This window comes from Atopomonas hussainii, from assembly GCF_900109735.1.
In the GTDB taxonomy this organism is placed as follows: domain Bacteria; phylum Pseudomonadota; class Gammaproteobacteria; order Pseudomonadales; family Pseudomonadaceae; genus Atopomonas; species Atopomonas hussainii.
Window position 1 is genome coordinate 183,696 of record NZ_FOAS01000002.1, and the last position, 13,268, is coordinate 196,963.

Here is a 13,268-nt window from a genome sequence, read left to right on the forward strand (position 1 = left end):
CTATGCGCATCACTGCTCTGACTGCCGCCCTTATGTTGGCCAACACCGCACAGGCCATGCAGGCATTGGATGACGATGCGCTGGCCGATGTTAGCGGGCAAGCGGGGATCAGCCTAGAAACCGTATCGTCGGGCTGGACGGCGGGTAAAGTCAGTTATAGCCAAGATGGCAAAAGCCTCGACATGAATAATGTCGCGGTGGGCAGCGATCCGCGTGCTGGTAGCACCAGTAAAACCACTACGACCGTCGATGTGGTGGGTGATCGTGTGGTGGTCGAGAGCCAATCCACAGCGAAAAAAGCCAGTGTGGCGAGCATCACCATGGCCGGCAGCAGCAATAGCTTTGGCGCCGTGAATGCGTTTTACACCTTGGGTTCGACGCTCAAACTCAAGGGCGGTGGCGCCAGTGGCGTGGCTGGGATTGATCTGGACGGCAGTCGCCTGAGCCTGACCAATGCCACGGTGTACTACCGCGACAACGGCCACGACCTGATTATTGATGGTGTCAGCCTAGAGGCTTATCTCAATGCGGCCTATATCGACATCGTCAACGGTGGCTCTGGCAGTGAGGTGCAGCTGAACTTAGGCACTTCGCGCTTTGTGGGGCAAATCAATGGACTGCGCATGGACTTAGCGCAAGGCGACCCAAGCTCATCCGTCACCCCGAGCACGCCCGATACCCGTGACCCTAACTACAACCGTAGTTTTGGTCGCCTGAGCATGGACTTGAACCTCGGCGGCAGCATTCGCATCGCCGGCGGCGGAGCCAGCGGCGATGGCTTGCGCATTAAGCCCAACATCACCTTCAGCAACAGCCTGTTTCAGTATCAGGATGCCGGCATTCTGCGTGCAGAGAATTTCTCCGGCACCATCGCCAGCACCAGTGGCATCACCTTGGACTTGGACAGCGATGCCCGCGGCCCCTACGCGCAGCTGGCCTTTGCCGACTTAAATATCAACACCACCTTCGGTGGCTTGATCATGGGTAACCCGACCAATCAGAAGCTGGGTAGCTTAGGGTTGAACCTGAACTTTATTGATCAGGGCGCGCAGAAAAACTGGCTGAAACTGCGCCCGGGCGGTGCCAGCACCTCGGCCGCGCAAGGGGTAACGGCGGATGTGTCGTGGAACATGGCCAACAGCTCGGCGGTGGTCACCGATAACGGCAACAGCATGTGGTTCAGCGGCCTGAAAACCAACGGCACCGGCACCTTTACCTTAGATATGACCAAAGGTTGCGGCACCGGCGGTGTTACCACCGGTTGCTATGCCGGCACCAGTGGTTTTACCGACCCCAGCAAAGGCAACTACAACGGTCATTACGACGGCCTGCGCATTGGCTTTAATAATGTGGTGGGCAGCTACAGCTTTGACGGCTTGCGGGTAGGTAGCGCTAATGCGCCACTGCAAGGCGGTACGGAGCTGTTGGTGTTGGCGGAGATCTTCCCTGCCTACGACTTCACCTTAAACGGTCACTTCACCTTATTGCCCGGCGGTAGCAGCGGCGACGGCATTCGCTATAACGCCGACCTGTTCATCACCGATGCGCGTGCGGCGATCACTGTGGATGAAACCGGCAAAGGCCTATGGCTCTCCGGTACCAGCTACAACATGCACTTTCGCAATGGCTCGGTGGATGTCACCAACAACGGTATCGAGCTGAATAAGGGCGAGTACTGGTCCAATCTGGATGTCAGTGATGTGCGCTGGGGCAACAAGCTCACCGGCACCAGTCTCGGTCGTTTGGTGCTACGCCGTTATGAGCAAGGCTCCACCTTGGCGATTAGCTCCGGTGGGGCTGGCGCGCTGTGCGTAGGCGGCACAGGGACTAACTCGGGCACCTGCGCCGCTAGTGGCGGGCGTTGGGAAGATCGCGGCAACGAAGGCATCACCGCTAAGTTGAAAAACGTCTGGGTTAAAGGCACTACTTCGACCGCCAATACTGTGGTGACCGACGAGAAGCGCAACCAGATCATCTGGGAAACCAACCGTAGTGGCGGTAATGGCACCGGCAGTCAGATCGTGGTGGATAACCTGCACACCAGCGACGGCAATGCCTCGGTGGCCAATGGCGGCAACGGCACCGGCGCTACTAACGGCACTAACACCTATGGCTTTAACGTCGACCTGAACCTCGACGTGGCGCCGACCAAGGTGCGCAACAAAACCACGGGTCAATACGTTAGCCCCGATCCGCTGGGCTTTGCGGTAAACGGTCGCGTGCACTTTAAAGAAATCAATATCGACCGCGTGCAAAACGTGCATCCCACCGGCGGAGCGGTCACCTCCATGTACGGCGTGAAGCTGCAAAACGCCGATATCAGCGCCAACATGACGGCCACGCCGATCAACTGACATCTGCTTGCTGAACAATGCCAGCCATCGTTGATGGCTGGCATTGTCGTTTTTGGCGCGGCAGTCTGTTGTTTAGGCAAAGTCAGTAGCGCGGCAAAGCTGGCTAAAAAACCGCCAAATTTTGCCCCAAGGGCTTACACAAGCTCGGCAAGATAGGCACAATTCGCCCCTTTATTTGCGGGGTGGGCCTGCCTGCCTCGTTTTGCCGCTTTCGACAGGGTGCTGTGATGCTGAAAACACCGTATTACCTCATTGATAAGCAGAAGCTGCTGTGCAATCTGGAAATCATCCGCACGGTGCGTGAGCAGTCCGGCGCCAAGGCGCTGCTGGCGCTGAAGTGCTTTGCGACGTGGTCGGTCTTCGACCTGATGCAGGAGTACATGGACGGCACTACCTCCAGCTCGTTGTTCGAGCTGAAACTGGGCCGCCAGAAGTTCGCCGGCGAAACCCATGCTTACAGCGTGGCCTGGGCCGATGACGAAATCGACGAGATGGTCGAGAACTGCGACAAGATCATCTTCAACACCATCGGCCAGCTGCAGCGTTATGCCGCCGCCACCGAAGGCAAGATTCGTGGCCTGCGGGTAAACCCACAGGTGTCCAGCTCGGAATTCATCATCGCCGACCCAGCACGGCCGTTTAGCCGTTTGGGCGAGTGGGATGCCAGCAAGATCGAAGCGGTGATCGAACAGATCTCCGGCTTTATGTTCCACAACAACTGCGAGAACAGCGACTTTGCCCTGTTTGACCAGATGCTCAACACCATCGAAGAACGCTTTGGCCATCTGCTGCATAAAGTCAGCTGGGTGAGCTTGGGCGGCGGCATTCATTTCACCGGCGAAGGCTATCCGCTGGACAAGTTCTGTGCACGCCTAAAGCAGTTCTCCGAGCAGTACGGTGTGCAGGTGTACTTAGAGCCCGGCGAGGCGGCCATCACCCTAAGCAGCTCGCTGGAAGTCACTGTGCTCGACACCCTGTTCAACGGCAAAAACCTCGCCGTGGTGGACAGCTCTATCGAAGCGCACATGCTGGATCTGTTGATTTACCGCCAAGACGCCAAGATGGCGCCGTGTGATGGCGAGCACCGCTACATGGTGTGCGGCAAGTCGTGCTTAGCCGGCGATATCTTCGGTGAGTTTAATTTTGATCGTCCGCTGGCCATCGGCGATCGGCTGTCGTTTATCGACGCGGCAGGTTACACCATGGTCAAAAAGAACTGGTTTAACGGTGTGAAGATGCCGGCCATCGCGGTGCGTCAGCTCGACGGCAGCGTCGAAGTGGTGCGTGAATTTACCTTTAACGACTACCTGTCCAGCTTGTCCTAAGGCTGACAGCAGGGGAGATAAATGAAGAAGAACGTTCTTATCATTGGTGCAGGAGGTGTCGCCAAGGTGGTGGCCCATAAGTGCGCGCAGCACAACGACGAGTTGGGTCGTATTGCTATCGCGTCGCGTAACATCTCCAAGTGCCAGGCCATCATCGACAGTATTAACGCCAAAGGCAGCTTAAAGCAGCCGGGCGAGCTTAAAGCGTATGCCGTCAATGCGCTGGATATCGAGGCGACCAAAGCCCTGATCCAAGAGACCGAATCACAGATTGTGATCAACGTAGGCTCGGCTTTCCTGAATATGTCCGTCCTGCGTGCCTGTATTGATACCGGTGCTGCGTATCTGGACACCGCGATCCACGAAGACCCGAGCAAGATTTGCGAAACCCCGCCGTGGTACGCCAACTACGAGTGGAAACACCTGGACGAATGTAAAGACAAAGGCATCACCGCCATTTTGGGCGTGGGCTTTGATCCGGGTGTGGTGAATGCCTATGCGGCATTGGCCCAACAGGAACATTTCGACAGCATCGAGTCGATCGACATCCTCGATGTGAATGCCGGCTCGCACGGCAAATATTTTGCGACCAACTTCGACCCGGAAATTAACTTCCGCGAATTCACCGGCACCGTGTGGAGCTGGCAGAACCGCGAATGGACCCCGAACACTATGTTCGAGGTCAAACGCACCGATAACCTGCCGGTGGTGGGCGAGCAGAGCCTGTACCTGACTGGTCACGATGAAGTGCATTCGCTGTCCAAACATCTGGATGTGCCCAACGTGCGCTTCTGGATGGGTTTCGGCGAGCACTACATCAATGTGTTCACGGTGCTGAAGAACTTAGGCCTGCTGTCTGAGAAGCCGGTAAAAACCGCCGAAGGGCTAGAAGTGGTGCCGCTGAAAGTGGTTAAAGCCGTACTGCCAGACCCGGCCTCACTGGCGCCGAGCTACAGCGGCAAGACCTGTATCGGTGATGTGATCAAGGGCCAGAAAGACGGCCAGCCGCGTGAGCTGTTTGTCTACAACGTGGCCGATCACGCCGAGGCCTACGCCGAGACCGATAGCCAAGGGATCTCCTACACCGCCGGTGTGCCGCCGGTTGCCGCTGCGCTGTTGGTGGCCCGTGGTGATTGGGATGCGCAGCAGATGCAAAACGTCGAGCAACTGCCGGCCAAGCCGTTCCTCGCGCTGCTGGATACCATGGGCTTGCCCACGCGTATTAAAGAAGGCGAGCGGGATCTGCCGTGGGATCAGTTCTGAGCGTCAGCTGATTAACTCAGAGGCTCTCTAGCGCGGTTTTGCTAAGCGTCTGCCAACGGCCCCAGTGATGGGGCCGTTTGTTTTTTCTGCGCCGGATTTATTCGGCAGGCTTCACCCCTGCGAAGATTCACGCGACAATCGGGCTATAACAAAGTGTCAGGATGTGCCCCTGGCCAGTGAGGAGTTTCCATGAGCAACGACCGCGTCATTATTTTCGATACCACCCTGCGCGACGGTGAGCAAAGCCCCGGCGCTTCCATGACCAAGGAAGAAAAGCTGCGCATTGCCAAAGCCCTAGAGCGCATGCGCGTGGACGTGATCGAAGCCGGCTTTGCCATTGCCAGCCCCGGCGACTTCGAGGCCGTGAAAGCGATTGCCGATACCATCAAAGACAGCACCGTGTGCTCGTTGGCGCGCGCCGTGGATGCCGATATCGACCGCGCTGCCGAGGCGCTGAAAAACGCCAACTCCGGACGTATCCATACTTTTATTGCCACCAGCCCGATCCATATGCAGTACAAGCTGCGTATGCAGCCGGATCAGGTCGTCGCTCAGGCAATCCATGCGGTTAAGCGTGCGCGTAACCATACCGATAACGTCGAGTTCTCCTGTGAGGATGCCGGCCGTTCCGAGCTGGATTTCCTCTGCCGCATCATCGAGGCCGCCATCGACGCCGGCGCCACCACCATCAATATTCCCGATACCGTGGGCTATGCGATTCCGCACCAATACGCCGAAACCATGGCGCAGTTGCTGGCGCGTATCCCCAATGCCGACAAGGCGATCTTCTCGGTGCACTGCCATAACGACTTAGGTTTGGCCGTGGCCAACTCGCTGGCTGCCGTGGTGGCCGGTGCGCGTCAGGTGGAGTGCACTATTAACGGCTTGGGTGAGCGGGCTGGTAATGCCTCGCTGGAAGAGATCGTCATGGCGATCAAAACCCGTAAAGACCTGCTCGGCGTACACACCAATATCGACACGCCGCATATCTTGAGCACCTCGCGTTTGGTCAGCGGTATCACCGGCTTCCCGGTGCAGCCGAATAAGGCCATCGTCGGCGCCAACGCCTTTGCGCACGAGTCGGGTATTCACCAAGACGGCGTGCTCAAACACCGCGAAACTTACGAGATCATGAGCGCGCAGGATGTCGGCTGGCACACCAACAAGATGGTGATGGGCAAGCACTCCGGGCGTAACGCCTTCCGCACCCGCTTAGAAGAGTTGGGTATTCAGCTGGCCGGTGAGGCCGAGCTGAACGCCGCCTTCGCGCGCTTTAAAGAACTGGCGGATAAAAAGCACGAAATCTTTGACGAAGACCTGCAAGCGTTGGTCTCCGACACCCTGGCTGAAGTGGAAGAGCACTTCAAGCTGGCCTATCTGGAAGTTGCCTCCAAGACCGGTGAAGTACCGCATGCCCAGCTGGTGCTGAGTGTGGCCGGGGCTGAAGTGAAAGCCGAGTCCGACGGCAGCGGCCCGGTCGATGCAGCGTTCCGCGCTATTGAATCGGTGGTGCAAAGTGGCGCCACGCTGCAGTTGTACTCGGTCAATGCGATTACCCAAGGCACCGACTCGCAAGGCGAAGTGACTGTGCGCTTGGAAAAAGGCGGGCGCATCGTCAACGGTAACGGGGCCGATACCGATATCGTGGTCGCTTCGGCCAAGGCTTATATCAATGCCCTGAACTTGATGCAGGCCGGGCTGGAAAAAGCCCACCCGCAGGTGGCCGACGTTTAAGTGATGCACGAAGCGCAGCGTCAGGCTTATCTGCAAGCCCTAAATATCGCCAGTTGGGTGCCGCGCGGGGCAATCCCCGGTGCGGCACCGTCCACGCCCGAGGTGCTGGCGTTTGTCAGCGAGGCCGGCGCAGTGCCTGCACCGCGTAAACCGGCGGCCAGCCCGGCAGCTGAACCAGCGCAAAACCAAGCCCAGCATGAGCATGCGGTGGCGGCTCCTGTCGCAGCTCCGGTAGCTGGAAGCGACCCGCTGGCCGCGGTGCGCCAAGAGCTGCAAGCCGAATCGGCACCGGCATCCGTGCGCCCGGTCAGAAATGCACCCGACGCGCCAAAGCCCGAAGCAGCAAAGCCTACCGAGCCCGTCGCCAGTACAGAGCCCATGCCGCGCTTTACCGTGCAGTTTGCCCGTGCAGGCGCGCTAGGGTTGTGGATTAGCTTGCCGCTGGGCGAGCCCTTGGGCGAGCGCGACCCTGTGTACCGTTTGCTGGCCGATATGCTCTTGGCGGTGGCTGCCGGTAAGCCAGCGTGGGAGCGCGACACCGTGCATTGGCCGCTGGATAAGCAAGGCAATTTGCCCAGCGACGCCAAGGCGGCGCGCGATTACTTGAGCATTCTTACCGAAACCCGTCACTTGGGTGAGCCGCTAAGCCAGCTTTGGCTGATCGGCGCCGCACCGCAGCTGGCCTTGGCTGAACCGTGCGAGCTATTGGCCAGCAGCCAATTATTGGGCGTGCCGGCGTTATGTTTGCCCGAGCTGGAAGCTTTGCTCGGCGATGCCGCGCTGAAAAAAGCCACTTGGCACAGTCTTAAGCGTTTTCACTCGCAGGCTCACTAATGACCGATGCGCTGACCTTCCGCCCCATGCGTGAGGCGGATCTAGACACTGTGGTAGCCATCGAATTCGCCGCGTTTTCCCACCCGTGGACGCGCGGCATTTTTGCCGACTGCCTAAAGAGTGGCTACCAAGGCTGGCTGATGTTTTTAGGCGAGCAGCAAGTCGGCCACGGGGTGATCAGCCGCGTGCTCGATGAGGCGCACCTGCTCAACATCACCGTTAAGCCAGAAAACCAAGGCCGCGGCTTAGGGTTAGCTTTGCTCAGCCACTTAATGCAGTGCGCTCAAGAGCAAGACTGCCAAACTTGCTATCTCGAAGTGCGCGAATCTAACGCTGCCGCGTATCGTCTGTACGAGCGCTTTGGTTTTAATGAAATTGGCCGCCGGCGTGATTACTACCCCAGTAGCGATGGCCGCGAAGATGCACTGGTCATGGCCTATATGCTTCTAGACTAGTGGTATTTGTCAGTCGGCACGCTTCTGGCTAGATTGCATTGAGACGAAGAATTTTTTTGACGCCATGAGAATTGACGGTTTTGCCTCCGCTTATGCCCAGCCTCGCTCTGCACCGCGCAGCGAGCCGCGTGATGCTGCCGCCGAAGAACAGCGCGAGCGGGCCAGCCAACCGGGAGCCGCCGAGCAACAGCAAGGTTTTGACGCGCAGGAGATCCAGCGCCGCGTCAATGCCTTGAGCAAAAACCAAGAAAATCTGCCCACAACCCTGCGTGAAGCCACCTTACAGCGCCCGCTGTCTAATCGCGCCGCACAAGCCTTGGCGAGCTACGGCAGCACAGCGCAAATCACTGGCGAGGCCGACGCGCCACGCTTGGCGGGGCTCGATCTCTACGCCTAGTCGCCTTGCTCTAGCGTTGCGTTGCCAGTAACACATCCGCTGCCTGCCCACGGCGGCCATCCTGCCAAGTAAATTCGCCCACCTGCGCTAAACGGTCGTAGGTGTTAATCGCTTGTTGGCTCGCGCGGTAGCTCAGGCTTATTTGCGCCACGCCTACCTCGCTTAAACGGCGAATCTGTTGCTGACCTTGGGCGTCGAACTGCACCAGCAGCAGGTTGTTATAGATGGCATCGTTGGCGTCGATTTGTCCGTCGCGATTGTCGTCGTAGCGGGCTAGCTCGGCAAAACCGTGCGCGGCGCCGTTTTGATCGCCAAACAGCTCGCGGCCATTGTCGATGCGGCCGTTGCCGTTGCGGTCGAGCGCCAGTAAGGCGTCGTCGCCATTGCTTAAGCTGACGCGTTCGCTGCGCCCGTCGCCATCTAAGTCAAACTCCACCGCTTGCGCAAGGCCACGGGTGCTAAAGCCGTTGCCGGCTAAGTCGAGTACTAGGGGGTCTTTCACCTCTGGCTCGGCATTTACCGTGAGATTTAGCTCGCTGCTGCGCTGGCTTTGCAGCGCCGCTAAAGTGCGTTGGTGCTGCGCTTGCCAGTCCACGGCGGTGCTTGGCACGGCCGCTGGCGTTGGGCTGGGGGCAGGCTCACTGCTGGGGGCGGTGGTTTCAGGCGGGGCGGGGCTATCTTCAATATTTAAGGTGCGGCGCAGAATTTGAAAGCTCAGCGACTGCTGCTTGCTGGCGTGCAGGCTGTGTTCAATGTCTGTGCTGCCGGTAACGCTGTGCATAACGGCTCCCGATGCGACAGGTTGGGCGCGCTCTGGCAAAATGCCGCATCTTTTAAGCTGTCGGCCATAAGGCCCAGATGTTGAGTACCGTTTGTCATGTCGAACCCTGAAACCTTAAGCCTTGCGGTGCGTGCGCTAGCGCCGCAATTTACCGCTGCCGCGCAGGCGCTGGCCGAGCACTTGTGTTTGCCGCAGGTGGCGGAGGAAGAAGGCGATATGCTGCTAGAAGTCGGCGAGCATGGTCTGTGGCTGCGCGAGCTGGGCAAGGGCGCGCCGGGGCCGGTGTGGGTTGATTTTGTCGGCGGAGCCAATGCGCATCGTCGTCAGTTTGGCGGTGGCGCGGGGCAGATGGTGGCGAAAGCGTGCGGCATTAAAGGCAGTATTCGACCGAGTATTCTCGACGCTACCGCAGGCCTAGGCCGCGATGCGTTTGTGATGGCGGCCTTAGGTTGCTCGGTCACCTTGATCGAGCGCGTGCCGGTAGTGGCGGCCTTGCTGGCCGATGGTTTGGCGAGAGCGCAAGCCGATGCCGACGTGGCCGCCATCGCCGGGCAGATGCATTTATTGACCGGCGATGCGATTGAACTGATCAACAACTGGCAAGGCGAGCCGCCGCAGGTGATTCACCTCGACCCGATGTTTCCGCACCGCGATAAAAGCGCGCTGGTGAAAAAAGAGATGCGCTTATTTCGCCCGCTGGTAGGCGATGACGATGATGCGCCTGCTTTGCTAGAGGTAGCGCTGGCATTGGCCACCCATCGTGTGGTGGTTAAGCGGCCGCGCAAAGCGCCGGCGATTGAAGGGCGCGCGCCCTCGCAAGTGCTGGCTGGGCAGAGCAGTCGTTACGATATTTATCCGCTAAAAAGTCTTTCCTCGCGTTAATCCCCGCCGTGCTGGTTAGCTCAGTGCCTTGGTGCTGAGCAGCTATGCTGCAAGTGTGATGATTTAGGAAGCCCGCATGCTGACCCCTTTCCAAGCGCAGCGTCTGCGTATCCAGCGCATTTGGCTGGCGAGCTTAGGCTCGTCCTGTTACATCGCGTTGTGCTGGCTGGCGTTTTACTTTGACCACCTCGAGTTAACCTGGCTGGGCATGCTCGCGCTGACGCTGTTTGTAGCCCTGTGCTGTGGCGGCTTTATGCTGCTGGTGCGCACGCGGATTAACTTGCGTTTTAGCGACCCGAGCATGACGCAAGCGCAGATGATCGTGAGCATTTTGACCATCTTCACCACGGCTGCTTTCGCGCGCGACTTCCGTTTTTTACTCATGGTATCGGCAGTCATGGTGCTGCTGTTTGGCGTGTTTCGCCTAAGCCCGCTGGGTATTTTGCGCATCGCTTTATTGATGGTGGTGGCCTTCGCCGCGGTGAGCGGTTGGCGCTTGCAAAACTTAGAGCCGAGCCTGTGGGCAACAGAGTTCGAACAAGGCGTGGCGTTTGTCTTGCTGGTGTTTTGGGTGGCGTTGATGGGCGGGGAGATCAGCCGCCAGCAAACGCGTTTGAATGCCGAGGTGCATGACTTACGCAGCCAATTGCTGATGGCCCAGCAGCAAGTGATGATCGATCCGCTAACCGGGCTGTACAACCGCCGACAAGCAAACCGCTACTTAGATCAACTGCAAGCGATGATGGCGCGTGGTGGGCAAAGCGCGGTGCTGGCATTGGTGGATATCCAGCAGCTGGCTAAGGTCAACGCCCAGTACGGTGAAGAAGAGGGCGACGAGGCGCTGCGCAGCGTCGCTAAGCTACTACGTACTGTGCTGCGTGACGTCGATTTTGTCGCGCGCTTGGGCGGTGATGAGTTTTTGCTGGTGCTCAATTACACCGACTTGCCCGGCGCGCAGGTGGTGGCCGAGCGTTTGGCCGATAAGATTGCCGGCTATCGCTTTGGTGCTACGGGGCAAATCCGCCTCAACGTGCGGGTTGGCCTAACCTTAGCCAAGCGCGGCGAAACCTGGGAAGAAACCTTAAAGCGCAGCGGCGACGCGCTGCATCTGGCCAAAGACAGCCAGCAGCGCGTAGTGCAGGTGTAAGTTACAGCGCGTTGTGGCGTAACGGCTTGTGGCTGTCGCCCAAGCTGACCTTGGCGGCGACACTGCCGCTGGCACTGAATACCACTAAGTGATCGGCCGCCACGCGAATGCCCACTTCGCTGCCGAGCGGGTGGTCGGCATGGCTGGGGAACAGCGACTCCAGCTGGGTGCCGGTGGGTAACTGCAAGCGATACAAGGTGGCCGCGCCTAAGAAGGTCTTGCCGCTGATGCGTGCCTTCAGGCTGCTCTGTGCATCGGGAATGATGTCGTCCGGGCGTAGCAGCACATCCACCGCACTGCCGGCTGGCCACGTGTAAGCGCGGTTGCCGCGAATCACGCCGAGCTCGGTTTGCACCGTATCGGGCGACAGCAGCTGACCACGAATGAAGTAACCCTGACCAATAAAGCTCGCCACAAACGGAGTAGAAGGCTCGTGGTAGAGGTTGAACGGGCTATCCCATTGCTCCAGATGGCCTTGATTGAACACCCCGACCTGATCGCTCACCGAGAAGGCTTCTTCTTGGTCGTGGGTGACCAAGATGGCGCTGGTGCCGCGCAGCTTAAGGATTTCTCGAACTTCGCGGCTTAAGCGCCGACGTAGCTCACCATCGAGGTTAGAGAAAGGCTCATCTAACAGCAGTAACTCGGGCTGCGGGGCGAGGGCGCGGGCGAGGGCCACACGCTGCTGTTGGCCGCCCGATAGCTCGTGGGGGAAGCGTTTAGCCAGCGGGGTTAAGTGCACCAGCTCCAGTAGCTCGTCAGTAATCTTGCGCGCATCGCTGTGTTCGCGCACGCCAAAGGCGATGTTGTCCGCCACGCTTAAGTGCGGGAACAAGGCATAGTCCTGAAACACCATGCCGATGCGGCGTTTTTCTGGGGCGAGGGTAAAGCCCGGTCGCGACAGTACTTGCTCGCTCAGCAGAATCTTGCCCGCCGTGACTGGCTCAAAACCGGCAATCGCGCGCAGAGTGGTGGTCTTGCCACAGCCAGACGGACCCAGCAGACAGCCGATCTCGCCATGGTTAAGGTGCAAGCTCAAGCCATTAACAATGGCTTGCTTGCCGTAGCCGCAAGACAGCGCTTGCAGTTGTAGTAAGGGGGCGTCACTCATGCCGGGTAGGCGTGCTCGACCAGCATTTCCAGCAGCGCTTTTTGCGCGTGCAGGCGGTTTTCGGCCTGATCGAATACCACGCTACGCGGGTCGTTCATCATGTCGACACTGACTTCCTCGCCGCGATGGGCCGGTAAGCAGTGCAAGAACACAGCGCTGGGGTCGGCTTTGTCCATCATGGCTGGGGTGACTTGGAAGCCTTTGAACTTGGCGATGCGCGCTTCGGCTTCGTCTTCTTGGCCCATGGAGGCCCATACATCGGTGCTCACCAAGTGCGCACCGGCAACGGCCTCTAGCGGGTCGCGAGTAATGGTCACGCGGCCTTTGGCTTGTTGCAGATAAAAGGCGTTGGGCTCAAATCCTTCTGGGCAAGCAATCTTGAGTTGGAAATCAAACTGCTCGGCGGCCTGGGCAAAGGTGTTGCACATGTTATTGCCGTCACCAATCCACGCCACGGTTTTGCCTTGAATGCTGCCGCGATGCTCGTGGAAGGTTTGCATGTCTGCCAGCAATTGGCAGGGGTGCAGATCATCCGACAGACCGTTGATCACCGGCACTTGGCTGTTGGCGGCAAAGTTTTTCAGCGTGGCGTGCGCAAAGGTGCGGATCATCACCGCATCGAGCATGCGCGACATCACCCGTGCGCTGTCGGCAATCGGTTCGCCACGGCCCAATTGGGTATCGCGTGGCGAGAGGAAAATCGCCTGCCCGCCCAGTTGGATCATGCCGGCTTCGAACGACAAGCGGGTGCGCGTCGAGGCCTTTTCAAAAATCATCCCCAGCACGCGGTTTTTCAGCGGCTCGTACAGCACTCCTCGCTGGCGCAGGTCCTTCAGTTCGCTGGCGCGGCGAATCAGGCTGCGCAGCTCATCGGGCGTCATGTCCATCAGAGAAAGAAAGTGGCGTACGGTGCTCATACATCATTACCTAACCGGCGGCTTGGCGGGCGTGTGGCCCAGCCCAGACAGCGCCCGGGTTCGTTGAG

The 13,268-nt window shown here is 58.8% G+C and carries 12 protein-coding genes; 9 read left to right on the forward strand and 3 right to left on the reverse strand.

Features of this window, described 5'->3' with window-relative positions:
- The first annotated feature begins 2 nt into the window (after window positions 1-2).
- The 7 genes from BMX80_RS02530 to BMX80_RS02560 all read left to right on the forward strand — a co-directional run bounded on the left by BMX80_RS02530 (window position 3) and on the right by BMX80_RS02560 (window position 8,362).
- Complete coding sequence (locus BMX80_RS02530) at window positions 3-2,354, forward strand: DUF6160 family protein (protein ID WP_074864738.1); 2,352 nt, start codon at window positions 3-5, stop codon at window positions 2,352-2,354.
- 227 nt (window positions 2,355-2,581) lie between these two features.
- Entirely contained in the window at window positions 2,582-3,679 is a 1,098-nt protein-coding gene (locus BMX80_RS02535) for a carboxynorspermidine decarboxylase (protein WP_074864741.1), read from the forward strand.
- Between the two features lie 21 nt (window positions 3,680-3,700).
- Window positions 3,701-4,942, forward strand: a complete 1,242-nt coding sequence (locus BMX80_RS02540) for a saccharopine dehydrogenase family protein (protein WP_074864744.1) — start codon at window positions 3,701-3,703, stop codon at window positions 4,940-4,942.
- A 189-nt stretch (window positions 4,943-5,131) separates the two neighbouring features.
- A complete protein-coding gene (locus BMX80_RS02545; RefSeq protein ID WP_071872142.1) occupies window positions 5,132-6,676 on the forward strand; it encodes a 2-isopropylmalate synthase in 1,545 nt (514 codons plus the stop codon).
- 3 nt (window positions 6,677-6,679) lie between these two features.
- Window positions 6,680-7,510 carry a hypothetical protein gene (locus tag BMX80_RS02550; RefSeq protein ID WP_074864747.1) on the forward strand — a complete coding sequence of 277 codons (831 nt, stop codon included), beginning with the start codon at window positions 6,680-6,682 and terminating at the stop codon, window positions 7,508-7,510.
- Entirely contained in the window at window positions 7,510-7,965 is a 456-nt protein-coding gene (rimI, locus tag BMX80_RS02555; RefSeq protein ID WP_074864749.1) for a ribosomal protein S18-alanine N-acetyltransferase, read from the forward strand. Before BMX80_RS02550 ends, rimI begins: the two co-directional genes overlap by 1 nt.
- 64 nt (window positions 7,966-8,029) lie before the next feature.
- On the forward strand, window positions 8,030-8,362 hold the full coding sequence (locus tag BMX80_RS02560; protein ID WP_074864752.1) for a hypothetical protein: 333 nt from the start codon (window positions 8,030-8,032) through the stop codon (window positions 8,360-8,362).
- A 10-nt stretch (window positions 8,363-8,372) separates the two neighbouring features.
- Here the strand turns inward: BMX80_RS02560 and BMX80_RS02565 are convergent, their stop codons facing one another.
- On the reverse strand, window positions 8,373-9,143 hold the full coding sequence (locus tag BMX80_RS02565) for a hypothetical protein (protein WP_139213998.1): 771 nt from the start codon (window positions 9,141-9,143) through the stop codon (window positions 8,373-8,375).
- Window positions 9,144-9,239: 96 nt separating this feature from the next.
- Here BMX80_RS02565 and BMX80_RS02570 point away from each other — a divergent pair, with 96 nt between their 5' ends.
- Window positions 9,240-10,025: a class I SAM-dependent methyltransferase gene (locus BMX80_RS02570; RefSeq protein WP_074864755.1), complete on the forward strand. Its 786-nt coding sequence runs from the start codon at window positions 9,240-9,242 to the stop codon at window positions 10,023-10,025.
- A gap of 76 nt (window positions 10,026-10,101) precedes the next feature.
- The gene (locus BMX80_RS02575; RefSeq protein WP_074864758.1) at window positions 10,102-11,172 is read left to right on the forward strand and encodes a GGDEF domain-containing protein; all 1,071 of its coding nucleotides are present in this window, start codon (window positions 10,102-10,104) and stop codon (window positions 11,170-11,172) included.
- Window position 11,173: 1 nt separating this feature from the next.
- On the opposite strand, the gene BMX80_RS02580 is transcribed toward BMX80_RS02575, so the two are convergent.
- A complete protein-coding gene (locus BMX80_RS02580) occupies window positions 11,174-12,283 on the reverse strand; it encodes an ABC transporter ATP-binding protein (protein WP_074864762.1) in 1,110 nt (369 codons plus the stop codon).
- Window positions 12,280-13,200 carry an ornithine carbamoyltransferase gene (gene argF, locus BMX80_RS02585; protein ID WP_071873495.1) on the reverse strand — a complete coding sequence of 307 codons (921 nt, stop codon included), beginning with the start codon at window positions 13,198-13,200 and terminating at the stop codon, window positions 12,280-12,282. The genes BMX80_RS02580 and argF overlap by 4 nt, the downstream gene beginning before the upstream one ends.
- Window positions 13,201-13,268: the final 68 nt, after the last annotated feature.